Annotated in this window: 22 protein-coding genes; 11 read left to right on the top strand and 11 right to left on the bottom strand. The window is 63.0% G+C overall.

Annotated elements, in window-relative coordinates:
- Positions 1-5 precede the first annotated feature (5 nt).
- Positions 6-1769, bottom strand: a complete 1764-nt coding sequence (locus O6760_RS14255) for a nitrite reductase (protein ID WP_269586024.1) — start codon at positions 1767-1769, stop codon at positions 6-8.
- 131 nt (positions 1770-1900) lie between these two features.
- Between O6760_RS14255 and O6760_RS14250 the strand changes: the two genes are divergently transcribed.
- The 8 genes from O6760_RS14250 to O6760_RS14215 all read left to right on the top strand — a co-directional run bounded on the left by O6760_RS14250 (position 1901) and on the right by O6760_RS14215 (position 10417).
- Positions 1901-3961: a NosR/NirI family protein gene (locus tag O6760_RS14250; RefSeq protein ID WP_269586023.1), complete on the top strand. Its 2061-nt coding sequence runs from the start codon at positions 1901-1903 to the stop codon at positions 3959-3961.
- Complete coding sequence (locus O6760_RS14245) at positions 3958-4842, top strand: FAD:protein FMN transferase (RefSeq protein WP_269586022.1); 885 nt, start codon at positions 3958-3960, stop codon at positions 4840-4842. The genes O6760_RS14250 and O6760_RS14245 overlap by 4 nt, the downstream gene beginning before the upstream one ends.
- Positions 4843-4946: 104 nt before the next feature.
- On the top strand, positions 4947-5399 hold the full coding sequence (locus O6760_RS14240; RefSeq protein WP_269586021.1) for a c-type cytochrome: 453 nt from the start codon (positions 4947-4949) through the stop codon (positions 5397-5399).
- Between the two features lie 24 nt (positions 5400-5423).
- Complete coding sequence (locus O6760_RS14235; RefSeq protein ID WP_269586020.1) at positions 5424-6794, top strand: cbb3-type cytochrome c oxidase subunit I; 1371 nt, start codon at positions 5424-5426, stop codon at positions 6792-6794.
- A gap of 5 nt (positions 6795-6799) precedes the next feature.
- A complete protein-coding gene (locus O6760_RS14230; RefSeq protein ID WP_269586019.1) occupies positions 6800-7609 on the top strand; it encodes a CbbQ/NirQ/NorQ/GpvN family protein in 810 nt (269 codons plus the stop codon).
- Positions 7610-7619: 10 nt separating this feature from the next.
- Positions 7620-9557 carry a nitric oxide reductase activation protein NorD gene (locus tag O6760_RS14225; RefSeq protein ID WP_269586018.1) on the top strand — a complete coding sequence of 646 codons (1938 nt, stop codon included), beginning with the start codon at positions 7620-7622 and terminating at the stop codon, positions 9555-9557.
- A 1-nt stretch (position 9558) separates the two neighbouring features.
- The gene (locus O6760_RS14220; RefSeq protein ID WP_269586017.1) at positions 9559-10137 is read left to right on the top strand and encodes a cytochrome c oxidase subunit 3; all 579 of its coding nucleotides are present in this window, start codon (positions 9559-9561) and stop codon (positions 10135-10137) included.
- A gap of 7 nt (positions 10138-10144) precedes the next feature.
- On the top strand, positions 10145-10417 hold the full coding sequence (locus tag O6760_RS14215) for a cytochrome C oxidase subunit IV family protein (protein WP_269586016.1): 273 nt from the start codon (positions 10145-10147) through the stop codon (positions 10415-10417).
- Here the strand turns inward: O6760_RS14215 and O6760_RS14210 are convergent.
- Complete coding sequence (locus O6760_RS14210; protein WP_269586015.1) at positions 10407-10961, bottom strand: DUF4202 domain-containing protein; 555 nt, start codon at positions 10959-10961, stop codon at positions 10407-10409. The genes O6760_RS14215 and O6760_RS14210 overlap by 11 nt on opposite strands.
- Before the next feature lie 5 nt (positions 10962-10966).
- Entirely contained in the window at positions 10967-11671 is a 705-nt protein-coding gene (locus tag O6760_RS14205) for a Crp/Fnr family transcriptional regulator (protein ID WP_269586014.1), read from the bottom strand.
- A 182-nt stretch (positions 11672-11853) separates the two neighbouring features.
- Between O6760_RS14205 and hemA the strand changes: the two genes are divergently transcribed.
- Both hemA and O6760_RS14195 read left to right on the top strand, forming a co-directional pair.
- Complete coding sequence (hemA, locus tag O6760_RS14200; protein WP_269586013.1) at positions 11854-13077, top strand: 5-aminolevulinate synthase; 1224 nt, start codon at positions 11854-11856, stop codon at positions 13075-13077.
- A gap of 240 nt (positions 13078-13317) precedes the next feature.
- On the top strand, positions 13318-13701 hold the full coding sequence (locus O6760_RS14195; RefSeq protein WP_269586012.1) for a c-type cytochrome: 384 nt from the start codon (positions 13318-13320) through the stop codon (positions 13699-13701).
- A gap of 96 nt (positions 13702-13797) precedes the next feature.
- On the opposite strand, the gene O6760_RS14190 is transcribed toward O6760_RS14195, so the two are convergent.
- The 8 genes from O6760_RS14190 to dctP form a co-directional block, all read right to left on the bottom strand.
- On the bottom strand, positions 13798-15450 hold the full coding sequence (locus tag O6760_RS14190; protein ID WP_269586011.1) for a hypothetical protein: 1653 nt from the start codon (positions 15448-15450) through the stop codon (positions 13798-13800).
- Positions 15451-15732: 282 nt separating this feature from the next.
- Positions 15733-16443, bottom strand: coding sequence for a ribonuclease activity regulator RraA (locus tag O6760_RS14185; RefSeq protein ID WP_269586010.1), 711 nt, complete (start codon positions 16441-16443; stop codon positions 15733-15735).
- 2 nt (positions 16444-16445) lie between these two features.
- On the bottom strand, positions 16446-17978 hold the full coding sequence (locus tag O6760_RS14180) for an aldehyde dehydrogenase (NADP(+)) (protein ID WP_269586009.1): 1533 nt from the start codon (positions 17976-17978) through the stop codon (positions 16446-16448).
- 137 nt (positions 17979-18115) lie between these two features.
- The gene (gene araD, locus O6760_RS14175; RefSeq protein ID WP_269586277.1) at positions 18116-19849 is read right to left on the bottom strand and encodes an L-arabinonate dehydratase; all 1734 of its coding nucleotides are present in this window, start codon (positions 19847-19849) and stop codon (positions 18116-18118) included.
- 5 nt (positions 19850-19854) lie between these two features.
- Positions 19855-20019, bottom strand: a complete 165-nt coding sequence (locus O6760_RS14170; protein ID WP_269586008.1) for a hypothetical protein — start codon at positions 20017-20019, stop codon at positions 19855-19857.
- A 10-nt stretch (positions 20020-20029) separates the two neighbouring features.
- On the bottom strand, positions 20030-21346 hold the full coding sequence (locus tag O6760_RS14165) for a TRAP transporter large permease (protein WP_269586007.1): 1317 nt from the start codon (positions 21344-21346) through the stop codon (positions 20030-20032).
- The gene (locus O6760_RS14160) at positions 21336-21857 is read right to left on the bottom strand and encodes a TRAP transporter small permease subunit (RefSeq protein WP_269586006.1); all 522 of its coding nucleotides are present in this window, start codon (positions 21855-21857) and stop codon (positions 21336-21338) included. The genes O6760_RS14165 and O6760_RS14160 overlap by 11 nt, the downstream gene beginning before the upstream one ends.
- A gap of 95 nt (positions 21858-21952) precedes the next feature.
- Positions 21953-22978: a TRAP transporter substrate-binding protein DctP gene (dctP, locus tag O6760_RS14155; protein WP_269586005.1), complete on the bottom strand. Its 1026-nt coding sequence runs from the start codon at positions 22976-22978 to the stop codon at positions 21953-21955.
- Positions 22979-23105: 127 nt separating this feature from the next.
- Here dctP and O6760_RS14150 point away from each other — a divergent pair, with 127 nt between their 5' ends.
- Complete coding sequence (locus O6760_RS14150) at positions 23106-23831, top strand: GntR family transcriptional regulator (RefSeq protein WP_269586004.1); 726 nt, start codon at positions 23106-23108, stop codon at positions 23829-23831.
- The last annotated feature ends 8 nt before the right edge of the window (positions 23832-23839 follow it).

Below are 23839 nucleotides of genomic sequence, written 5' to 3'. Positions count from 1 at the left end.
AAACGTCAGTAGACGTCGGCGCGGGTGTTGTAGACGTTGAACTTGCCGGTCGGCGTGATCAGGCGCTCGTCCTTGATCACCTGCTTCAGTTCCAGCGTCTTGTCGTCGACGACGACGATCGCGCTTTCAAGCTCCTTGCCGTTCCAGACCGAGAACCACACTTCCGTACCATCCCGGTTGAACTCGGGCTGCACGACGCGCGGCTGGCCTTCGGGAATACCGGCCCATTCCGCGATCGGAAGGGTGACGTATTCCGGATCCGCGTCGGTATCGTCCGTCAGTTTCGAGATATCGAAAACGGCGACCGAACCGGAGATTTCGGCTTCCGGGTTGAGCGGAGCGTCGACATAAAGGTGGGTCGAGTTCGGATGGGTCTTGATGAACAGCGAACCACCACCCAGGGCATAGAAACTGTCGACCAGTTTCCAGGCCTGGTCCGGGTGTCCTTCCGGATCCGTGCCGATCAGGGCCACGCTGTCATCGCCAAGGTGCGACGTTGCCCAGACCGGACCGAATGCGGGGTGCACGAAGTTGGCGCCACGTCCCGGATGCGGTGTCTGGCCCTCGGTTTCCACCAGGCCGACAAGCTTGTCTTCCTTGGTGTCCACGATCGCGATCTTGCCGCGGGCATTGGCGGCCACGAGGAAGTAGCGCTTCGTGCTGTCGAATCCGCCGTCATGCAGGAAACGTTCAGCCTCGATCTCGGTGGTCTTGAGGTTCTTCAGGTCCGTGTAGTCGACCAGCAGGATCTTGCCGGTTTCCTTCACGTTGACGATGAACTCCGGCTTGTAGTGCGAAGCCACGATGGAGGCGACGCGGGGCTCGGGGTGGTAGGTCTGTTCGTCAAAGATGTTGCCGCGGGTCGAGACGATTTTCTTCGGCTCGAGCGTTTCGCCATCCATGATCACGTATTGCGGCGGCCAGTAGGAACCGGCGATCGCATACTTGTCTTCCCAGCCTTTAAACTTCGAGGTTTCGATCGAGCGGGCCTCTGAACCGACCTTGATTTCGGCAACGGTTGCCGGGTGTTCCATCCACAGGTCGATCATGTTGACCTTGGCGTCGCGGCCGATCACGAAGAGATAGCGTCCCGAAGCCGAGATCCGGCTGATATGCACCGCGTAACCGGTGTCGATCACTTCCTTGATTTCATATGTACCCGCGTCGATCAGGGCGATCTGGCCGCTGTCACGCAATGTGACCGACATCAGGTTGTCCAGGTCGATGTCGTTCATCTGCTTGGTCGGCCGGTCTTCCGGTTTCACCAGAACCTTCCAGCTTTCCTTCATTTCGGGCATGCCGAATTCGGGCGGAGCCGGCGGATCGAGCAGCACGTAACGCGCCATGAGATCGACATCGGCTTCAGAGAGTTCTCCGGAGGTGCCCCAGTTGGGCATACCGGCCGGCGATCCGTAGGTGATGAAGTCTCTCAGGTGCTCGTAGCCGAGATCCCGGGTGATGTCCGGAGTCAGCGGTTTGCCGGTGGCACCCTTGCGCAGCACGCCATGGCAACCGGCGCAACGTTCGAAATAGATCTTGGATCCCTTTTGAAACTCTTCGGCCGTTATCACGGGGTCACCCGCCTTGCGGCCCGGAATTTCGACCTTGATGGTTCCAAGGGTCGTCATGCTCGGTTCGTAAGCGGCAGCGGGCGTATCGCCGTGACTGGCAGGCTTGTCCTGTGCCCAGGCGCCGCCTGTGGCAAGGGCAAGGGTCATAGCCGCGCCTGCAAGCAGCGCGTACCTGACTGCGGTCTTCTGGCTTTTCATTGCGGAATTCTCCGTTGGCTGGTGAGGCGACGCTCACGTTGGACCGCACCGGTCTTCGCTGCCTTGACTTTTGTTAAGGTCCGTTTCCGGTCCCTGCGGCACTTTGGCCGCATCGGATCGGGACCATTTTCATGCGCCTTTTTCACCTCCTTCTGATTGGTCTCTTGTTGCTGGCGGAGCCTTGTCTCGCCACGGGACTGACCGGCGAATCCATTTCGCCGGCCGTTCCCGATGCGCGCCTTGCCGCGGAGTTGTTTCAAAGCGCGGAGCCGGTGACGGTTGTCAGGGACGAAACGGGAGTGCCTTCCTGGACCGTCTTCAAGGACGGACGGATGATCGGCGCCATAGGGTCGACCTGGGAAATCGCCGGATCGATCGGCTATTCCGGGCGCCCGCTCGATGTGCTGGTTGCCATCGGACTTGATGCCAGGATCGCCGGTGCGCGGCTGATGCAGCATAACGAACCGGTTCTGACGCTGGGTCTCTCCGACGAGGACATCGCCCGGTATGTCGATGCCTATGCGGGAGTGGATCTGCGGGCGGAGCGCGCATCCATGCTTGAACCGCAGAGCGATTTGCCGGATGTGATCGCGCGTGCCACGGTCTCGACCGGCGTCATTCGCGACGGAATTTTGCGAACCGCGCACACGCTCTCGGTTGCACGCGAGCTTGTCGGCGGAAGCGGCGTCGACCGGTTGGGGTTTGAACCGGCCGACTGGCCCTCCCTTCTTGCCAGCGGAACCCTTGTGCAGAAGCGTGTCACCATGGACGAGGCGGCGGCCGCCCTGCGCGGCGCGAAGGTGCCCGTGGCGCCGGGACCCGGGAATTTTCTCGATCTCTACACCGGCATCATCGACCCTCCGACCGTTGGGCGCAATTTGCTGGGCCAGCACCTTTATACCAGCGTGATCGGCTCGCTCGGACCGGGCGACACGGCGCTCGCGGTCCTGTCCGGCGGACTTCATTCGCACCGCGGCACGAAATGGCGCCGCAGCGGCGCCTTCGACAGGCTCACCATTGTCCAGGGGACGACCCGCGTCGTTCCGAAGGAGGCCGACTATATCTTCGTCAAGAAGCTGAGCATCGACAACGCACCGCAACTGAAGGAAATGAGCGTCTTCCGGATCGGACCCGAGATCGACGCGACAAAGCCCTTCCGGATCGAGGTGACGGCGGAACGCCCCGGGGCGGGCGGCACTGCCGCCACCATGGTTGTCAGTGCCGACTATACGCTGCCCAAGGCGTTCCACGCGGTGCCTCCTATGGAGACCGAACCGCTCTGGCGCGAGATCTGGACCGCCAAAATGCCGGCCACGGTATTTGTCGCGATGATGCTGGTCGCGCTGGCGCTTGTGCTGCTGTTCCAGGAAAGCATCGTCCGCCGCAAGAAACTCTGGCTCGTCGGTCGGCTGGGATTTCTGTCCGTCACGCTGCTTGTTTTGGGTTGGGGGTTGAACGGCCAACTTTCCGTCGTGCAGGTCGTGGCTTTCATTCATTCGCTGCTGACCGGTTTCCGGTGGGAGACCTTTCTGATCGAGCCGGTGATCTTCCTGCTGTGGTCTTTCGTTGCCCTGTGCCTGTTGTTCTGGGGACGGGGCGTTTACTGCGGCTGGCTGTGTCCCTTCGGTGCCCTGCAGGAGTTGCTCAATTTTGCCGCCCAGCGGCTGGGCGTCAAACAGATCGCCGTGCCGCAGGCGCTGCACGAACGGCTCTGGATGATCAAATACACGGCTTTCGTCGCCATTCTGGCGCTGTCGTTCTATTCCATGCACGATGCCCTGGTTCTGGCGGAGATAGAGCCGTTCAAAACGGCGATTTCGCTGCGCATGATCCGCGCCTGGCCGTTCGTTCTCTTCGTCGTCGCGATCCTCGCCGCCGGTCTTTTTATCGAACGGTTCTATTGCCGGTATCTTTGCCCGCTTGGTGCGGCGCTCGCCATTCCGGCCAAGTTGAAGATCTTCGACTGGCTGCACCGGCGCTCGCAATGCGGCAGGGAATGCCGGCTGTGCGAGACCAAATGCACCGTCGGCGCGATCGATCCGATCGGTCGCATCAATCCCAACGAATGCGTGCTGTGCCTGCGCTGCCAGGTGATTTTTAACGATCCCACCACCTGTACGATCCTGAAAAGGCGGGTGCGCCCGACGGCACAGCCCTCCACTGCGGCCGCGTCAAAGGGAGACAAGCCATGATAAGCCGCCGCCGCTTTCTGACCATAGCCGCCGCTGCTGCGGTCGCCTCGCCCTCCAGGGCCGCCGAAAACGTCAGCTGGCAGGGACGGGCGATGGGCACGTCGGCGCGTGTCGTTCTGACCGGCACCGACCAAAGCTCCGCGCGACGCCTCTTCAGGAAAATCGAGCGACTGCTCGCCCGGGTGGAGACGCGTTTTTCGCTCCATACCGAGTCCGGACTTGTGCGTCTCAACCGCACCGGGCGTTGGCCCTGGCCCGATCCCGATGTTCTGGCGCTCTTCCGCCTGGCCGCACAGGTGCACGCGGCAACGGTTGGTGCCTTCGATCCGACGATCCAGCCGCTGTGGCAGGCGACTGCCACCGGCGGGGATATTGACGCCGCGCGCAAGCTTGTCGGCTGGCGGGACGTGGTTTTGTCGGAACAGGAAATACGGCTGGCGCGTCCCGGCATGGCGGTGACATTCAATGGCATCGCGCAAGGCCATGCCGCCGATCAGGTCGCCACGCTGTTGAGGCAGGCAGGCTACAGGGACGTCCTGGTGGACATCGGCGAGATCAACGCCATGGGCCGGCGACCGGACGGGAAAGCGTGGCAAGCGGCCATCGCACTGCCGGACGGCAGGACCGTCGGCGCGGCGGCCCTGCAAGACAGGGCGCTCGCCGTGTCTTCCCCTGCCGGAACGCTGATCGGGCCAGGCGCGGCGCATGGTCATATCCTCGATCCGGCGGGAAGAGGACAGCGATGGCAGATCAGTGCCGTCACCGCGCCGTCCGCCGCCCTTGCCGACGCCCTGTCGACGGCCTTTTGTGTCATGGAACGGGCTGAAATCGATGCCGCCCTCACTGTCTTTCCGGATGCCAGGATTGCAGCTCTCGGCTGACAGCAGCGAAATTTCCGACCAGTTGACTTTTGTTAAGGAGTCCCGCCTGCCGCTCGCCGATGGTTCATCCACCATCAATGGCTACGAAAAGGGGGTCGGTCGCCATGCGCGAAGTCATGACCAAAAGCATGGCCCGAAACATATTTTATGGCGGGTCACTGTTCTTCATCATCATCTTTGTAGGTTTGTCTGTTCACAGCCATCTCTACATCACCAGCACTTCAACCAACGCGAGCACGCTGACCGACAGTGTTGCCGCAGGCAAACATGTCTGGGAAGAAAACGCCTGCATCAACTGCCACACGATTCTGGGCGAAGGTGCCTATTTCGCGCCGGAGGTCGGCAACGTCATGACCCGTTGGGGCGTCATCGACGATCCGGAGCTGGCCTTTGAAACGCTGAAGGGCTGGATGGAATCCATGCCGACGGGCATCGAGGGCCGCAGGCAGATGCCGCAATTCAACCTCACCGACGAGGAAATCCGGGATCTCGCCAATTTCCTGATCTGGACCGACAAGATCGACGCCCAGGACTGGCCGCCGAACGACGCCGGCTGATTTGAACGCTGAAGGAACCTCAAGATGAAATATCAATCTCAGAAGGTCGCACTGGCGTATTTCGCCGTTGCGCTCGGTCTGTTTGCCGTTCAGGTCCTGGGCGGTCTGCTGGCCGGATATATCTACGTTGCTCCGAACTTCCTCTCCGAACTGCTGCCCTTCAACATCGTCAGGATGCTGCACACCAACAGCCTGATCGTGTGGCTGCTGCTCGGGTTCATGGGATCGGCCTATTTCCTGATCCCCGAAGAGGCGGAGCGGGAAATCCACTCAACCAAGATCGCCTACCTGCAGCTCATCATCCTCGTGGTCGGCACGCTCGGTGTCGTGCTCACCTATGTCTTCAACCTGTTCGAAGGCAACTGGCTGCTGGGCAAGGAAGGCCGCGAGTTCATCGAACAGCCGAAATGGGTCAAGGTCGGCATTGTCGTTGCCGCGCTGATGTTCCTCTACAACATCACCATGACGGTCTTGAAAGGCAAGAAGACCGCCATCACCAACATCCTGCTTCTGGGCCTGTGGGGCCTGGCGCTGCTGTTCCTGTTCAGCTTCTACAATCCGAGCAACCTGTCGCTCGACAAGCAGTACTGGTGGAACATCGTCCATCTGTGGGTTGAAGGCGTCTGGGAACTGATCATGGCCTCCGTGCTCGCCTACCTGATGCTGAAACTGACCGGGGTAGACCGGGAGGTCGTCGAGAAATGGCTTTACGTCATCGTCGCCGCCGCCCTGTTCTCCGGCATCCTCGGCACCGGCCACCACTACTACTGGATCGGCACACCCGGTTACTGGCAGTGGATCGGCTCGATCTTCTCCTCTCTGGAAGTCGTACCGTTCTTCGCGATGATGGCCTTTGCATTCGTCATGGTCTGGAAGGGCCGGCGGGACCATCCGAACAAGGCCGCGCTGCTGTGGTCTCTCGGCTGTGCCACCCTCGCCTTCTTCGGCGCCGGTGTCTGGGGCTTCCTCCACACCCTGCATGGCGTGAACTACTACACCCACGGCACGCAGATCACTGCCGCCCACGGGCACCTGGCCTTCTTCGGCGCCTATGTGTCGCTGAACCTGGCAATCATCTCCTACGCGATGCCGCTTCTGCGCGGCCGGGATCCCTACAACCAGGTGCTCAACATGGCATCGTTCTGGCTGATGGCCGGCGGCATGTCCTTCATGACCTTCGTCCTGACCTTCGCCGGCACCATCCAGACGCATCTGCAACGGGTGATGGGCGAATACTACATGGACGTGCAGGACCAGCTGGTGCTGTTCTACTGGATGCGCTTCGGCGCGGGGGCGGCGTTCGTCCTTGGTGCGCTGCTGTTCATCTACGCGATCGCCTTTCCCAAACGTGAAGTCATCGAAGCGGGCGAAGCCACCAGCGTTGCAGCGGAGTAGACCTCATGGAAGGAAGTGTATCCCTGGCAAAGGGGGCGGCCACCGCCCCCTTCTACCTGCCGCAATCCGACGAATGCGGCGTGTTCGAAGCCGCGCATAAGAACGGCCTGCCGATGCTGCTCAAGGGACCGACGGGATGCGGCAAGACCCGCTTCGTCGCCCATATGGCGGCAAGGCTCGGCCGCAAGCTCTACACGGTTGCCTGCCACGACGACCTCGCGGCCGCAGACCTGATCGGCCGGTATCTGCTGAAAGGGGGCGAGACCGTCTGGGTCGACGGTCCCCTGACCCGCGCCGTCCGCGAAGGCGCGATCTGCTACCTGGACGAGGTGGTCGAGGCTCGCAAGGACGTCACGGTCGTCCTGCACCCGCTGACCGACGATCGCAGGACCTTGCCGATCGACCGTACGGGCGAGGAACTCCTGGCCGCGCCCGGCTTCATGCTGGTCGCGTCCTACAATCCTGGCTACCAGAACATCCTGAAGACGCTGAAACCGTCCACGCGCCAGCGGTTCCTTTCGCTGGAATTCGATTTCCCGGCTCCGGATCTGGAAATCGATGTCGTCGCCGAGGAAAGCGGCCTGGACCGGGAGCGTGTGACCGCGCTGGTCCGGCTTGCCGGCAAGCTGCGGGCTCTGAAGGGACAGGACCTGGAAGAAGGCGTTTCGACCCGGCTGGTCGTCTACGCCGCCACGCTGATTGCCCAGGGCATGCCGGTGAACCGGGCCGTTCTTGCGGCGATGATCGAACCTTTGACGGACGACGAAGACGTGAAACGCGGGCTCCTTGATCTTGTCACGGCCGTGTTTGGGTGAGGCCAGACCGATGGGCAGGATCGACTTCGAGCCATGGGAACCCGAAGAAACGGTCGGGAAACTGTGGCACGCATTTGCAAGCCGCCTGGATGCGCCCGAGGTGCATCATGGAGCCGCGGTCGACCTCTCCGAGGTCGGCGGGCGGCTTGCTGTCTTCTTCCGCGGACTGGGCGGGGGCCACTCAGTGGAGATCCGGCCCGTGTCCGCGGAAGTTTCACGTCACCGCCTCGGCTTCCTGAGGCGGCTGGGCACCGAAGTGGAAACCGTGCCCCGCGCCAGTTTTGACGGGGAGGTTCTTCGTCTGCCGGCCACCCTTGCCGTGTTTCCCTCACGAGAAGCCAATGCGGCGCTCTACGTCTGGCTGACGGCGCTGGCCGCCAATGCGCCGGCACATGCCGGCGACGCCGATCCTTTGCTTGCGGATCTGAAGATGCTGCAGGCGATCACCGGAATGATCACCAGGACCCTGGAGACCGCACCGGGCCTCCGCGCGCTTCATTCGGCGCTGTGCCATGGGAGCCTGCAACTGCGCCCCGCTGCCTCGCTGCCGTCCTGGGAAGCCCGGATCGAACGGCTGGTGCGCCGCATGCTCGGCGACCCGGCCGACCTGCCCGAGGACGTTCAGGTGCTGAAAGCCAGACTGGAACAGGACGACCTGGGGGGCATCCGCGCGCCTCGGGGCTACAGGCCGTTCCGGCCGGCTCCGGTCTGGCCGGACCTGCGGGATGTGGTCTTTTCCAGCGGTGACGAGGTGGAAAACAGGGAAACGGACGGCACGCCCGAAGAGGGCGGAGACAAGACGGTGCGGGCGCGCCGGCGCCAGGCCGACCAGGCGGAACGGCAGGACAGCCTCATCCTGCACAAGTTCGAGGCGATCCTCAGCTGGGCGGAATTCCTGAACCTCAACCGGCGTGTGGATGACGACGATAACGACGACGCCAAGAAGGCGGCCGACGACCAGGACGAGATCGGTCTCGGCCAGGTTTCCAAATCACCGGCGACCCGGCTGAAACTGCACCTGGACCTGGCACCCGAGGATGTCGACCGGGAGCGGCTGTCCGGAAAGATCCTCTATCCGGAGTGGGACACGCGCAGCGGCCGGTATCTCCCGGACCATGTCTGCGTGCTGACCAGCGTCGCCGAGGCCGACCCGGAACACGGGCAGGTCGCACGGGATCCCCGCGCGGTCCGGCGCATCCGCTCGGTGAAGAAACAGTTCGAGGCCCTCCGGCCGGGCCGCGTAACGACACGCGGCCATCTGGAAGGCGATCGCCTGGACATGGACACCGCCGTCCGCTCGGAGGTCGAACGCATCGCCGGCGGGTCCGGAAACGAAAGGATCTGGCTTCAGACCAGGCCGGAGGCGCGCGATCTGGCCGTCTCGATCCTGCTGGATGTCTCCCGCTCGACCGAAAGCGCGGTCACCGGCAGGGCCGTGATCGACATCGAGCGTGAAGCCCTGACGGCGCTCGCCTGGGGTCTCAATGCCTGTGGTGACGATTTCGCGGTATCGGCGTTTTCCTCCCTGAAGCGCCACCGTGTCTACCTGCAATCCTGCAAACGCTTCGACGAACCGATGAGCAATCTGGTCGAGCAGAGGATCGGTGGCCTGAAGCCCGGTTTCTACACCCGCCTCGGGGCCGCGATCCGCCACGTATCCAGGGATCTGGCCGAGCAGACACGCAAACGCAAGCTTGTGCTGGTGATCACCGACGGCAAGCCGAACGATCTCGACCATTACGAGGGTCGGCACGGCATCGAGGATACGCGCATGGCCGTCCGCGAGGCCCGGCGGCTGGGGCAATCCGTCTTTGGCGTGACCATCGACAAGTCGGCCAAGTCCTGGTTTCCCAGACTCTTCGGCCAGGGCGGCTTCGCCGTGATCCCGCACCCGGACAGGCTGACCCAGGCCCTGCCGCAGATCTACCGCCAGATCGTCGGTGGCTAGTTTGGACGGGCCTGCCCCGAAGCCAGCCTCTAACCCGGCCCCGGACCTTCTGGACCAACTGCCCGGCGAGCTGTTGATGTGGGTGCTGATCGTCAGTGAACTCCTGGTCTTCGGGGCGGGTCTGGCGGCATTTCTCGGCGTCAGGATCACCGATGCCGCAGGGTTCGCTGCAGCACGAGTGCAGCTTCATCCGGAGCTTGCCGGGATCAACACACTTGTTCTGATCACCAGCGGGTTTCTGGCCGCGCGGGCCCTTGAGGCCCGACTGGCCGGCAACCGGACCTCCGCGCGCCGGTGCCTGCTGGGCGCCATGGCGCTGGGGGCGGTTTTCCTGGCAATCAAGTTCCACGAATTTGCCGATCTCGCGGGGCAAGGCATCTCGACGGAGACACATCCGTTCTTCACTTTCTACTATCTGCTGACGGGCTTTCACGCGATGCATGTCCTGGCCGGCATGGCGATCCTGGGTCTGGTCGCCTGGAAGGACGATGCCGCGAACATCGAGACCGGCGCAGCCTTCTGGCACATGGTGGACCTGGTCTGGGTCCTGCTCTTTCCCGTCATCTACCTGCTTGCATGAGGTGGAGATGAAAACCGCCGCCGTTACCCGCGCCTGGCTGCAGCTTCTGCTCTTGAGCGCAGCTTCCGTTTTTCTTGCGGCCTGGAGCGGTGTCCTGCCGGGGCCGACCGCCACCGGCGCGCTCGTCCTTGTGATCGCGTGGCTGAAGGCACGCGTGATCCTGTCGCGCTATCTGGGGCTCTGGCAGGCCCCTTCCTGGCAATCGGGCTTCAACTGGGGGCTCGGCATATATTGTCTGGTGCTGCTCGGCCTTTTTCTCGCGCCAGGCCTTACGCGCTGAACGCGCCGGCCAGGGGAGCGGGCAGGTCGAACTCCTCCAGGACCCGCGCTCTGGATCCGTCAGACATCTTGCGGGCGGTCTTGCGCACGATATCCAGAACCTTGTCGTCCTCGTGCTTGGCGGCGAAGGGGGCGAAGTACCATTTCAGGAAAACGAAGCAGATGGTGTCCTCGAGCGCCTGAACCTCCGGATCCCGCTTGAGGCCTTCCTTGCGCAGCATTTTCGCCGCGGCCTCGATGTCCGTCTCCGGATAGCCCGCATCCCGCATGATACCGCCGACACGCTCCGCGTGGTGCCGCGCGAGGTCCCGGCGCCAGGCATGATACCCGGCCTTGCCCTCGGGGTAGGTTTTTCTCGGCTTGATCCATCTTTCGATATGTTGCCCGCGCGCCGCGATCGTGAGCGCTTCCGACGCGTTAGGAAAAAGCCGGCCGAGTTCCTCGCTCATGCGATGCCCGTAGATGAGCGCCGCCGGCTGGCCGTCCTCCTGGGTGGGATCGGCGGCATTCGCCTTGTCGATGGCTTCAAGAACGTTCTTCAGCATCGCCATCACCCCTTGTGCCAGGCTTCGACGGGATCGGATTCGGAAAAGTCGCGAAGACGTTCGATATCCGCAATCTCGGCATGGTTGCGATTGATATGTACGCCGGCGGCCTTGAGACGTGCAAAGGACCTGGACAGGCTTTCCGGTTTCATGCCCAGCCGGCCTGCGATCAGGAACTTGTCATAAGGCAGGGTCACCTCGCAGGGGCCGGTTTCCTGTTCGCACAATTCCAGCAGGAACTCGGCGACCCGTTGCGGTCCGGTTTGCGCCTTGAGCTGTTCAAGCTGGGACACCAGCGAATGAAGGTGGACAAAGGTGGACGCGACCACGGACACCGCGATGTCCGGGTCCTTGCGCATCGCCTCCAGAAGGGCAACGCTCGGGATGCGCATCACCTCGCAGGCCGTCACCGCCTCCGCCGAAACCGGATAGGCGTGGCCGCGGAAGGCGACGGCCTCGCCGAAGCTTTCCCCCTTTGCGAACACGTTGACGACGGCCTCGCCGCCATTGGGGGCAATCCGGTACAGCTTGACCCAGCCGTCCATGACGATGTGTATGGCCTGGGCGGTCTCGCCCTGCAGAAACAGGGTTTCGCCCCGGTCGTATTCCCGCCAGCTCGACAGGCTGAGCACCATGTCCCGTGTTTCCTGCGGAAAGCTCTTCAGCAGCAGCGAATTCTGGGCGATCTTGCTCTGGCGTTCGGTCGGCATTTTTTCGCATTCCTGGTCAGTACGGCAGCAGAGGTATGCTTTACCTTGTCATATTGCACAATAGGCAAGCGGGGTCACCAGCATTGAAATAGCGTCAGGCAGCCAGTCCGCTTGACTATTGTCATGTAACCCGGCGCAACCCGCAACTATCGTCCCGGCAGGATCGAAAAAGCGGGGACATCATGGACTATCAGGCATTTTTCAAGAACCGCCTTGCCGAACTGAAAGACGCCGGAAACTACCGGGTTTTCATCGACCTGCAGCGTGAATGCGGCAGGTTTCCGCGAGCGGCCTGGACCCACCCGAAAGGCGTCGGCGACGTCGCCGTATGGTGCTCGAACGACTATCTCGGCATGGGACAGCATCCGAAGGTGATCGCAGCCATGCACGAAGCGATCGACCGTTGCGGAGCCGGTGCCGGCGGCACGAGAAACATATCCGGCACGACACATGATCATGTGCTTCTGGAAGAAGAGCTTGCCGATCTTCACGGCAAGGAAGCTGCGCTGGTGTTCACCTCGGGCTACGTGTCCAACTGGGCCGCGCTCGGCACGCTCGCCTCCCAGGTTCCGGGCTGCATCGTCTTTTCCGACAGCCTGAACCACGCCTCGATGATCGAAGGCATTCGGCACTCGCGCGCCGAGAAGGTGATCTGGAAACACAACGACCTGGAAGATCTCGAGGCAAAGCTGAAAGCCGCGGATCCCGACCGGCCCAAACTGATCGCGTTCGAAAGCGTGTATTCCATGGACGGCGACATCGCGCCGATCGCCGCCATCTGCGATCTGGCGGACAGGTACGGGGCCATGACCTACCTGGACGAGGTGCACGCGGTCGGCATGTACGGGCCACGTGGTGGCGGCATCGCCGAGCGGGAAGGCCTGATGGATCGCCTGACGGTCATCGAGGGCACGCTCGGCAAGGCCTTCGGCGTCGTCGGCGGCTACATCGCGGCGTCGGCGGAGCTGTGCGATTTTGTGCGCAGTTTCGCCAGCGGGTTCATTTTCACCACGGCCTTGCCGCCGGCCATCGCCGCCGCCGCAACGGCGTCGATCCGGCACTTGAAGGAAAGTTCCGCAGAGCGGGAGGCCCACCAGGCGATCGTTGCCCAGGTCCGCCGCCGTCTCGACACGCACGGCATTCCCCATGTCGCCAATCCGAGCCACATCATCCCCGTCATCGTGGGCAATCCTGCCAAGTGCAAGTTCCTGTCGGACACGCTGCTGGAACAACACGGCATCTACATTCAGCCGATCAACTATCCGACCGTTCCGAAGGGAACGGAGCGGCTGCGGATCACGCCGTCGCCGGTGCATGATGCCGCCGATGTCGACAGGCTGATCGGTGCCCTTCACGCGCTCTGGAACCAGTGCCAGCTGGCACGGCAGATCCGGGTTGCAGCCTGAGTTTCCCCGCCCTTGACGGATGTCAAGGAGTGGGAGCGTGTTCACCCTTTTGGTGGACCGGCAACCGCAGGGGAACGACTTTCGGCCGGTCCGACACCGAGGCCACGGGACAGGCCGGAACAGCCGGGCAGGCCGGTACAAGGATCGGTCCTGGCCCGGCGCAGTTCGCCTCGAAACCATCGAAACGCTTGTGCCCGGAGATCCGGTCGAAGGCGTGCTTATGAACGGAAAGGATTGAACATGAGATATTCTGTTGCCTGCCTGGCCGCCGCCCTGGGACTGGCACTGGCATCGCCCGCCCTTGCCGACGGCGACGCCGCGGCCGGTGAAAAGGTGTTCCGCAAATGTCAGGCCTGCCATGCCGTCGGCGACGGCGCGAAAAACAAGGTCGGCCCGGCCCTCAACGGCATTGTCGGCGCTCCGGCCGCGCAGGTGGAAGGCTTCAAGTATTCCAAGAGCATGACCGAACATGCGGAAGACGGCCTGGTCTGGGACAAAGAAACCCTCGCCGCCTACCTGACCAAGCCCAAGAAGGTCGTCCCGAAGACCAAGATGTCCTTCGCCGGCCTGCGCAAGGAAGACGATGTCGCCAACGTCATCGCCTATCTGGAAACGTTTCAATAACGTCTGCGGAAAAGGAAGTCGGGACATTCACACCCAGGGCGTTTCCGGACGGAAGCGCCCTTTTCCGTTCCCCCTCCCCACGCGCGGAAACGGGTGTCAGGGCTTGGGCCGGCCTGACAGGGCGGCGGTCAGGCGGGCGTCCTCCAGATAGGGATCCAACCCGAACCGGATGGTTCCCTGGCGCTGGACCCAGACGGACTCATGCGACACGACCGCCATCAGCCCGCCCCGTGCCGGAAAGGTGACGGTATCCCTGCGCGCCATGCGCTGCGTAAGCCCCGCTTTCGGGAAGACGTGCGGTTCGATGATGTCTTCCAGCAGATCAAGGCCGTCCACGATGCCGAAGGCGGATTTCGGCAGATAGGGATTGCAGAACGTCTCTCCCGCGGGCACGTCGTCCAGGTCGAACAAGGACAGTTTCTGCTCCTGCCTGAGGCGATAGGCATACCGGCCGAGCGGGTTCTGCTCCGACGAGGACAGAAAAAGCGTTGCCTCGTCCACGAGCCTCTTGAGCGTGCGCGGACTGGCCTGGTGCCAGGGCAGCGCACTGAGCGGAACATCCGCCCCCTTGCGCCGGAGATAGAAACCTTCCGAGGCGACCAGATCGGGGTCCTCCTGCAGCCGTGGCAGCAGCTCCTGGCCGAGAAACTCCAGAGGCACCTGCCAGGTCGGGTGGAAGGTGACCGCTTCGATGGTCGTGGCCATGGTTGTGTAATTGCGGTCTGGACAGTTTGCGAAGGCCCGCCCCTCCCGGGCGACCCGGCCGTTTTCCAGAAAGACGAAGCGGTTCTCGCCCTTGTTGACGAGAAGCTGCAGCCTGGAAAACTCCGGCGGGATCCAGCGGATCCGTTCCATGGCGTTGGAGACCTGTTCGATACGCCGCCCGACCGGGATATTGAGCGCCCGCACGAGCGCAGGTGTCAGGTTCGCCGAAACGGGCAAACCATAGCGCTGTTGCGCCTGTGCAACCGCAAACGCCGTGCGCTTGTCGAGCACATCGCTGCCGGAAGCTTCCTGCAACAGACCGTCTTCGAGGAGCCTGCGGCGAAGCACAGGAACACGCGCATCGGAGGCACCTGCCAGGAGATCCTCGCCTGGTTCGATGAAGGTGAAGCCTCCTGCCGCGGCAGCATTCAGGAGCAGGCCCAGATGGCCCTTGAGCCGCCGATAGGTATCGTCTTGCGGCTGCCAGATCTCGATGAAACCGTCCAGCCCGTCCGACGCGGTCAGGCGTTCGAGCGCCTGCCGGGTATCGATTTCGTTTCGCGGCATGTAGGCATCTGGATAAAGCACACGCGGCGACACGCGCCCGGCCCTCAGGTCGCTGGCAAAATCCAGAAAATGGGCGGTGAACAGAAGCTCGATCCAGGCAGCTTCCGGCGCTGGCAGGGATGGCCCCATCCGTCGCGCCTCATCTTCGAGCAGCTCGAAGGGATAGTCCTCCGGTCTCAGGCCGTTTGCGGAGGCGGCCCGCATCTGTTCGACCAGATCCCCGCTGCGCGGGTTGCCGTACCAGAGCAGGCCGGCATCGTCGCCCCCGTAGAACCGGGCGATACCTCTCCGCCGTTTTTCGACAATGAGCGGCAGGCGGTCGGGTTGCGACAGGGTCTGGCGGACCGCGCCGAGCACGTCATCGGCCCTGCCCGGCAAGGTCGACAGCAGCAGGACGGGCAGGATCACCAGGACAAACAGGCCATGCCGGCGCGGACGCGATTGCGGTGAAAGCTCTGCAAGGGTCGCAATGTTCATTGAACCGTCCGCCTCCGACAAAACTCGCGAAACATGCGTCCGAGGACAACGGATCCCTCGGCGCCGGTCTCGCGTCTCCCGCATACCATCACCAATTGGGGGACCGGAGGCAACACCTTCGAACCATGCCAACACGGAAGGGAGCAGCCCGATGACACTTGTTCCGGGAAACGGAAGCATCGGGCAGGAAGCTGAGTGCCGCCCACGGAGGAGGCTCACTGTCGAAACGCGAAACAAAAAAGGCGCCCCGCCGGGCGCCCCTTGAGTTCACGGTGGGGTCAGTCACCGACCATTTGCCTTGCGCCAGGCCTCGAAGGCCGTGAGGTGCTCGTCCCGCGTCCGGGGATAAAGGCCGATGATGCTCTGGCCGGCCTTTACCTGTTCGACGACAAAATCCTCATAGGCCGTCATCTCGACCGCTTCATCGGCGACCTCCTCGGCCAGGTGGGCCGGGATGACGATGACACAATCATCGTCACCGACGACAATGTCCCCCGGGAACACCGGTGCATCGCCGCATCCGATCGGTTCGTTGATCGCGATGGCCTCGTTGTTGGTGAGGTTGGTCGGCGAGGACGGCCGTGTGTGATAGGCGGGGATATCGAGTTCGGCAATGACCGCCGCGTCGCGGAAACCGCCATCGGTGACCACGCCGGCGCCGCCGCGCACCATCAGGCGCGTGATCAGGATGTCGCCGGCCGAAGCCGCATTGGCCTGTTTGCGGCTGTCCATCACCAGGACGGACCCTTCCGGACAGGTCTCGATGGCCACCCGCTGGGGATGGTCCTCCCGGCGGAATTCAGTGAGCTGGTTGCGGTCCTCGCGCGCAGGCATGTAACGCAGGGTGAAAGCGGGCCCGACCATGTTCCGGCCCTTCCGGCCCACCGGGTGCACGCCCTGGATCACCTGGTTGCGCAGGCCCCGCTTGAACAGTGCCGTGGCAAGCGTTGCCACCGACACGCCCATCAGTTTGTCACGGGTCTCTTCGTTCATCGTCAAAGTCCTTGTTGCAGGTCGCCCGGCAGCAGCGCGTCAGGCAGGTTCTGGTAGCAGACCGGCCGCAGGAAGCGCCGGATCGAGAGCGTGCCCACGGATGTGGCCCCGAAATTGGTCGAGGCAGGATAAGGCCCGCCGTGAACCATGGCATCGCAGACCTCCACACCGGTCGGAAAACCATTGGCAAGCACCCGCCCCGCCTTGCGTTCGAGCACCGGCATCAGCCGGCGGGCCAGCGCCAGGTCGCCCTCGTCCAGGTGCAGGGTTGCGGTCAGCTGTCCCTCCAGGCTTCGTGCCAGATCTTCCATTTCGTCCGCGCCGCTGACGCGCACGACCAGGCCGAGCGGTCCGAACACCTCTTCGCCGAGCACATGGTCCTCGAAAAACGCGGAGGCATCGGTTTCATAGAGATTGGGATTGGCATTGCGGCCGGCGCTGTCGGTGACAAGGACAGGCCGGACGGCGTTGCCCGCCTCGAAGCGCGCCTTGCCGTCACGATAGGCAGCCGCGATCCCGTCCGTCAGCATGCATTGGCCCTGGACACTCTTGAGGGCTTCGGCCGCCGCCCGAACGAATGCATCGCCATCAGCCCCTTTCTCGACAACGGCAATGCCCGGATTGGTGCAGAACTGTCCGGCACCCATGGTCAGGGAGCCCGCCCAGCCTTCGCCGATCTTCGCGGCGCGGGCCTTTGCGGCCGCCGGCAGCAGGAACATCGGGTTGACGCTGCCGAGTTCGCCGAAGAACGGGATCGGGTCCGTGCGTGCGGCGCAAAGATCGAACAGCGCACGCCCGCCCCCAAGCGACCCGGTGAACCCGACGGCCCGGATCAGCGGATGCTGAACGAGTGCCTGTCCGACATCACGCCTGCCGCCCTGGATCAGGGAAAAGACCCCCGGGTGGACGCCGCATTTCGAAATCGCCGCTTGAACGGCCTCGGCGACGATTTCGCCCGTCCCGGGATGGGCGGAGTGGCCCTTGACCACCACCGGGCATCCGGCGGCCAGCGCCGACGCGGTGTCACCGCCCGCGGTGGAGAAGGCCAGCGGAAAATTCGAAGCGCCGAAGACGGCCACGGGCCCGATCGGCCGCTGAACCATCTTCAGGTCGGGGCGCGGCAGCGGTTGGCGGTCAGGCAGGGCCGCGTCGTGCCGCCGGTCCAGATAGGCACCTCCCAGGATGTGGTCCGCAAACAACCGGAGCTGTCCGGTCGTGCGGCCGCGCTCTCCCTGAAGGCGCGCTTCGGGCAGGCCGGTTTCCTGGCAGCCGATTTGCGTGATCGCCTCGCCGCGCGCCTCGATTTCATCGGCGATGGCGTTCAGAAAGGCTGCCCGCTCCTGCCGCGAGGACCAGCCATAGGTTTCGAACGCTTCCTCCGCCGCCCGGCAGGCGGCATCGACAAGGTCGGGTGTGCCGACACTGAAACTGTGTACCGGCCCGTGCGCGGGTTCTGAATCGAAGGTGGCCGTGCCGGCCAGCCAGGCACCCGCGATCAGGTGTTTTCCATGCGGTTTGAAGGTCTTGTCGAGCATGATCGCTCCTGTGCGATTGTGGGGAGGGCCGAGCCGGGCCCGGTCTGGTTCAATTCAGGGTGCCACCCCGCCGGGTGACCGTTTCAAGGTCGATGCCGAGGGCGTGCCGCACGGCAGGTTTGCGCGACCCGGCACCATCAGAAGATATCCGGCTCGCCCGCGCTTTTGCCGAAACCGCGCTCGAGAAAATCGAAGTCGCACCCCTTGTCCGCCTGGGTCACATGCTGAGAGAACATGTAGCCCCAGCCGCGTTCGAACCGCGCGGGAGGAGGTGTCCAGGCCGCGCGCCGCCGCTCCAGTTCCGCCTCGTCGACCAGCATGTCCAGGCTGCGGTTCGGGACATCGAGCCGAACCATGTCTCCGGTCCGCAGCAAGGCCAGGGGACCGCCGACGAAGCTTTCCGGGGCCACGTGAAGAACGCACGCGCCATAGGACGTGCCCGACATGCGCGCGTCCGAGATGCGCAACATGTCCCGGTGGCCTTTCTTGATCAGGGCTTTCGGGATCGGCAACATGCCCCACTCGGGAAATCCCGGGCCGCCCAGGGGCCCCGCGTTGCGCAGCACCAGGACATGATCCGGCGTCACGTCGAGCGTCTCGTCGTCGACGGCCGCCTTCATTTCCGGGTAGCTGTCGAAGACGAGAGCCGGCCCCTCGTGGCAGTGAAACTTGGGATCGCAGGCAGCCGGTTTGATGACCGCGCCGTCGGGACACAGATTTCCACGCAGAACTGCCAGTGATCCTTCCTGGTAGACCGGGTTCGACAGCGGCCGGATCACGTCGTCATTGTGGACCTGCGCCCCTTCCAGATTCTCTCCAAGGCTCCTGCCGGTCACGGTCAGGGCGGACAGGTCCAGACGCTCCTCGATCTGTTTCATCAGGCCGCGCAAACCGCCCGCATAGAAGAAATCCTCCATCAGGTAGTCCTTGCCGGAAGGGCGGACATTGGCGATCAGGGGCGTGGTCCTGCCAAGGGCATCGAGATCGTCCAGCGTCAGGTCGACCCCTGCCCGCCTGGCCATGGCGATCAGATGGACCACCGCATTCGTCGAGCATCCCGTCGCCATGGCGACCACCGCGGCGTTGCGGCAGGCCGCCTCCGTGACGATCCTGTCGGGCGTGAGATCCTCCCACACCATCTCGACGATCCTGCGACCGCAATCGGCACCCATGCGCTGATGGCCGGAATCGACGGCAGGGATCGACGACGCCCCCGGCAGGGTCAGGCCCATGGCGTCGGCGATCGCGGTCATCGTCGAGGCCGTGCCCATGGTCATGCAGGTCCCGGCGGAGCGCGCGATGCCGCCCTGGATGCCGAGCCACTCCTCGTCGGTGATGTTGCCGGCCCGGCGCTCGTCCCAGTATTTCCAGGCATCCGACCCCGACCCGAGAACCTTTCCGGCAAAGTTGCCCCTCAGCATCGGGCCAGCCGGCAGGTAGATCATGGGAACGCCCGCGGACAGGGCTCCCATCACCAGCCCGGGAGTGGTCTTGTCGCATCCGCCCATCAGCACGACGCCGTCCAGCGGATGGGAGCGGATCTGCTCTTCCGTCTCGATCGCCAGCAGGTTTCGGTAGAGCATCGATGTCGGCTTGGTGAAGCTCTCGTCCACGGACAGGGACGGCAGTTCCACGGCGAAACCGCCGGCCTGGAAAACGCCGCGTTTCACATCCTGCACGCGCTCCTTGAAGTGCGAATGGCAGGTATTGAGTTCCGACCAGGTGTTCAGAACACCGATGACCGGCTTGTTCCGGAAATCGTCCTCGGAATAGCCGAGCTGCATCATCCGGGAACGGTGGCCGAAGCTGCGCAAGTCATCGGGCGCGAACCACCGGGCCGAGCGCAGGTCTTTTGGTTTTTTTTGGGTCATCATTGTCATCCGGTGAAGGCAAATGTCAGCCACACGACGAAGATCGTGAACGCAAGTCCGGCAATCTCCGGCCAGTTGCCGAAGCGGTAATCCTGACGCTCCTCGGTTTCGAACTCGGCACTGGAGATGTCCTCGTCCTGCCGCGTGAGATCCTGATCCGATGGTTTCATGGGTTTCTCCTCAGTCCAGCAGGTTTGGCAGCCAGAGCGCCAGGTCGGGGAAGAACAGCACCAGGAACAGGCCGATGGCCTGCAACCCGATGAACGGCAGAACCGCGGCGAAGATTTCCTGAAGCTGTATATCCTTCGGGGCGACCGACTTCAGGAAGAAACAGGCTGGCCCGAACGGCGGCGACAGGTAGTAGATCTGGATGTTCATGGCGAACAGGACACCGAACCATACCGGATCGAAGCCGAGATCCACCACCACGGGGGCGAAGATCGGCACGGTGATGAAGATGATGGCAATCCATTCCAGGAAGGTTCCGAGCACCATGACGATCAGCATCATCGCGACGATCACCATGATCGGCGCAACGTCCAGCGACGTCAGCAAGCCGCGCAGGAACTCGCCGCCACCGATGCGGTTGTAGATCCCGATCAGCGACACGGCGCCGAGCACCAGCCAGATGATGGAGCCCACCGTGATCACCGTTTGCCGCATGGCGTCGCGGACCATCGTCCAGGTCAGCTCCTTGCGCACGCCGGCAACGACCACCGCGCCGACCGCTCCGACGGCCGCGGCTTCGGTCACCGTGGCGATGCCCGAGTAGATCACGCCCAGGACCGCTCCGATCAGAAGACCCGGCAACGCGACGCCTTTCAGGAACTTCAGGCGCTGGTGGAACGGCAGACCCGTCTCCGGAATGTCGAAGATGGGTGCCAGGGCCGGATTGAGCCGGACGCGGATGAGGATATAGGTGATGAACAGGCTGGCCAGGATCAGCCCCGGCACGGCGGACGCCGCGAACAGCTTGGTGATCGAGACCTGTGCCGCCAGACCGTAGATGATCAGCACGACCGATGGCGGGATCAGCGTCGCCAGGGCGCCTGCGGCACAGATGATGCCGATGGACAGCTTGCGGTCGTAACCGAGCCGCAACATCTGCGGCAGGGCGATCAGGCCGAGCATGACGATCTCGCCACCCATGATCCCGGACATGGCCGCCAGGACCACGGCCACGATGCAGGTCTGCACCGCGACGGAGCCACGGAATCGGCCGCCCATGATCGCCATGGAATCGAACAGGGATTTCGCAATCCCGGATCGCTCCAGCACATTGGCCATGAAGACGAAGAAGGGAACCGCGATCAGTTCATATTTGTGCAGGACCTCGCCGACATTGGCGGCAACGATGAAGAACCCTGCCCGTTCGCCGAAATAGAGGATTGCCGTTCCCAGCGACACGGTCAGCGTGGTGATGCCGAGCGGCACACCCGCCGCCATCAGCGCAAGAAGGGAGACGACGATAAGAAGGGTGATCAGCTCAATGCCCATCGCGCATCTCCCCTTCCGTTCCCTGTGCCCAGCGGATGATGTTTGCCAGAAGTTGCGCGATATAGAGACAGCAGCCGATCAACAGGAGAACCTTCAGATAGGTTGGCTGGAGCGAATTCAGGGCCGTACCCGAATGCTCGGTCCGCTTGAGGACCTTCACGGCCGGATCCCAGAGCGCCATTACGAGAATGGTCAGCGACCCGATCGCGACCAGCATCTGGAACAGCCGCAGGCGGCGCCAGGTTTGCGGGCTGACCAGCCCCTCGATCATGGTGATGGAAATGTGGCGGCGGCGTTCGGTCACGTAACCGACCGCGAGCACCCATGCCGACGCGCACAGGGTCATGGCCAGTTCGGTCGACCACACGGTGGGTCTGTCAAAGCCGTAGCGCAGGACAACCTCAAGTGCCGACACGATGATGCAGGCAAACAAGAGGACGGAGCAGCCCTGGCCGACAAAGACACTTATGCGGTCCATTATACCGGCATAGGTGGCGAGAATACGCTTCATTATCTTCCCGGAAATGTGAAGGTGGGAACGAAGGATGCGGGACGCCCGCCTGTGTGAAACCGGCTGGCGTCCCGTCGGTGGGAGAGACGGGAAGGTTACTTCTTGAAGAGCCCGATCTCGGTCATGTAGGCGATGTTCGCCGCGAGGGCTTCCTTGGCCAGATCGGATTTCTCGGCATAGGCTTCCCATTGCTCGCGGGCGACTTCACGCAGCTTGTCGCGGTCTTCCTGGGCCCAGTCGATCACTTCGATCTTCTCCGAGCCGCTGTCGCGCTCGGCCAGTTCACGGTCCTTCCTGCCCACTTCGTCCGCCATTGCGTACATGGCCTCATACCACCAGTCGCGCAAAGTCTTCTGATCCTCTGCGGACAGGTCATCCCAGACGGCCTTGTTGATCGTGAACTGCATCGACGGCATCGAATGGATGCCCGGATAGAGCGGGTAAGGCGCGACGTCGTGAAGGCCGGTTGCGTCGTTGTTCACATAGGCGGACGCGTCGGCGGCATCCACGATGCCTTTTTCCAGCGCCCCGTAGACTTCGGAAAACGGAATGGAAAGCGGCGAGGCACCGGCGGCCTGGAAGACGGCAGCCGCGAGGCCTTCGGGCGAACGGATTTTCTTGCCTTTCAGGTCTTCGAATGTGCGGATGGGCGTACGGGCCGGGAGGGCTTCACGCGAATAGGGACCGCAGGCCACGACGTGGACTTCACCACCCGTGATCGTGTCGGCAGCCTTCTGCATCATGGCCTCGCCGCCGCCGTCCTTGCAGAAACCGAGCATCTGCTGGGGCGTGTCGTAGCCGGAGATCAGGTCTCCGAGAATTGCGAACGCGGGCTCGCGGCCGGCAAAATAGTTCACCGAGGTGAAGTCACCCTCGAGAACGCCCGCGGCCACGGCATCCGGGGTTTCACGCGCCGGGACCACGGAACCGTTCGGTGTCAACACGATCTCGACCCGGCCGCCGGTCCTCTCCTTGAGTTTCGGCAACCAGTTTTCAGTCAGGTACTGGGTGGAAAAGTCCCCCGCGTTGAACGACGACTGAATGTTGAATGTTTCGGCGTTCGCTTGTGTTGCCAGTGCGGAAACGGTCACCGCGACCAGCGCTGCGATATTCGATTTCATGATTTCCTCCTAATCATAGGCGGGAGCACCCCCGTCTGACTAATGCACTAATATATTAGTGTATCTTTTGCAAGCCTGATGTATTGTGACCCGGAAATCTCCTGGAAAGGGCAGAGAGGAAGACCCGATGAATTTCAAGCCGGCTCACCTTCTTGAGGCGTTCAACGGAAGCGAAGGACACGAGCAGGGAGAGCGGATAAAACGCATCTCCGTGAGCCAGCAGATCCAGGAATCCCTGCGCTCCAGGATCATTTCGCTCGAACTCCATCCCGGCCTGGGCCTGTCACGCGGCGAGATCGCGAAACACTACGGCGTCAGCCAGACGCCGGTGCGTGACGCCATGATGAAGCTGGAGGAGGAAGGGCTTCTCACCATCTACCCCCAATCCAAGACCGAAGTCTCGAAGATCGATGTCGATCAGGCGCGTGAAACGCAGTTCCTGAGACTGTCCCTTGAACTTGAAATCACTCGGAAGCTGGCCCTGGAGAAAGCTTCCGGCAGTACCGCAACGGCGCGGAAAATACTGAGCCTGCAGGAAAAGGCCCTGTCGGACGGGCTCCTGGATGCGTTCGCAGCCCTGGACAAGCAGTTTCACCTGTCGCTGTTTCAATCGGCGGGCGTGGCCAATCTCCACGCGCTGGTCGAGTCCCGGTCAGGCCATATCGACCGCTTGCGCAACCTCAACCTGCCCGATCCGGGGAAGGCGTCGAACATCCTCAAATACCACAGGCTTATTCTTGATTCGATCGAACAGGGCGATGCCCGGGCCTGCGACGAAGCCGTGCGGGCCCACCTCTCTGGAACGCTTGAGAAAGTCGAACAGATCGTCGCCCGGAACCCGGAATATTTCTGACCTAGCAG

Source organism: Roseibium sp. Sym1, assembly GCF_027359675.1.
In the GTDB taxonomy this organism is placed as follows: Bacteria; Pseudomonadota; Alphaproteobacteria; order Rhizobiales; family Stappiaceae; genus Roseibium.
Note: the sequence above shows the minus strand (reverse complement) of the source record. Positions and strands in the feature narration are given on the sequence as shown.

Bases quoted from the DNA above. Each gene is read 5' to 3' on its own strand.
- O6760_RS14190 (WP_269586011.1), bottom strand. From the start codon at position 15,450: ATGAACATTGCGACCCTTGCAGAGCTTTCACCGCAATCGCGTCCGCGC.
- araD (WP_269586277.1), bottom strand. From the start codon at position 19,849: ATGACCCAAAAAAAACCAAAAGACCTGCGCTCGGCCCGGTGGTTCGCG.
- O6760_RS14165 (WP_269586007.1), bottom strand. From the start codon at position 21,346: ATGGGCATTGAGCTGATCACCCTTCTTATCGTCGTCTCCCTTCTTGCG.
- O6760_RS14225 (WP_269586018.1), top strand. From the start codon at position 7,620: ATGGGCAGGATCGACTTCGAGCCATGGGAACCCGAAGAAACGGTCGGG.
- O6760_RS14210 (WP_269586015.1), bottom strand. From the start codon at position 10,961: ATGCTGAAGAACGTTCTTGAAGCCATCGACAAGGCGAATGCCGCCGAT.
- dctP (WP_269586005.1), bottom strand. From the start codon at position 22,978: ATGAAATCGAATATCGCAGCGCTGGTCGCGGTGACCGTTTCCGCACTG.
- O6760_RS14245 (WP_269586022.1), top strand. From the start codon at position 3,958: ATGATAAGCCGCCGCCGCTTTCTGACCATAGCCGCCGCTGCTGCGGTC.
- O6760_RS14195 (WP_269586012.1), top strand. From the start codon at position 13,318: ATGAGATATTCTGTTGCCTGCCTGGCCGCCGCCCTGGGACTGGCACTG.
- O6760_RS14205 (WP_269586014.1), bottom strand. From the start codon at position 11,671: ATGCCGACCGAACGCCAGAGCAAGATCGCCCAGAATTCGCTGCTGCTG.
- O6760_RS14185 (WP_269586010.1), bottom strand. From the start codon at position 16,443: ATGAACGAAGAGACCCGTGACAAACTGATGGGCGTGTCGGTGGCAACG.
- O6760_RS14215 (WP_269586016.1), top strand. From the start codon at position 10,145: ATGAAAACCGCCGCCGTTACCCGCGCCTGGCTGCAGCTTCTGCTCTTG.
- O6760_RS14235 (WP_269586020.1), top strand. From the start codon at position 5,424: ATGAAATATCAATCTCAGAAGGTCGCACTGGCGTATTTCGCCGTTGCG.
- hemA (WP_269586013.1), top strand. From the start codon at position 11,854: ATGGACTATCAGGCATTTTTCAAGAACCGCCTTGCCGAACTGAAAGAC.
- O6760_RS14170 (WP_269586008.1), bottom strand. From the start codon at position 20,019: ATGAAACCATCGGATCAGGATCTCACGCGGCAGGACGAGGACATCTCC.
- O6760_RS14150 (WP_269586004.1), top strand. From the start codon at position 23,106: ATGAATTTCAAGCCGGCTCACCTTCTTGAGGCGTTCAACGGAAGCGAA.
- O6760_RS14180 (WP_269586009.1), bottom strand. From the start codon at position 17,978: ATGCTCGACAAGACCTTCAAACCGCATGGAAAACACCTGATCGCGGGT.
- O6760_RS14250 (WP_269586023.1), top strand. From the start codon at position 1,901: ATGCGCCTTTTTCACCTCCTTCTGATTGGTCTCTTGTTGCTGGCGGAG.
- O6760_RS14160 (WP_269586006.1), bottom strand. From the start codon at position 21,857: ATGAAGCGTATTCTCGCCACCTATGCCGGTATAATGGACCGCATAAGT.
- O6760_RS14255 (WP_269586024.1), bottom strand. From the start codon at position 1,769: ATGAAAAGCCAGAAGACCGCAGTCAGGTACGCGCTGCTTGCAGGCGCG.
- O6760_RS14240 (WP_269586021.1), top strand. From the start codon at position 4,947: ATGCGCGAAGTCATGACCAAAAGCATGGCCCGAAACATATTTTATGGC.
- O6760_RS14230 (WP_269586019.1), top strand. From the start codon at position 6,800: ATGGAAGGAAGTGTATCCCTGGCAAAGGGGGCGGCCACCGCCCCCTTC.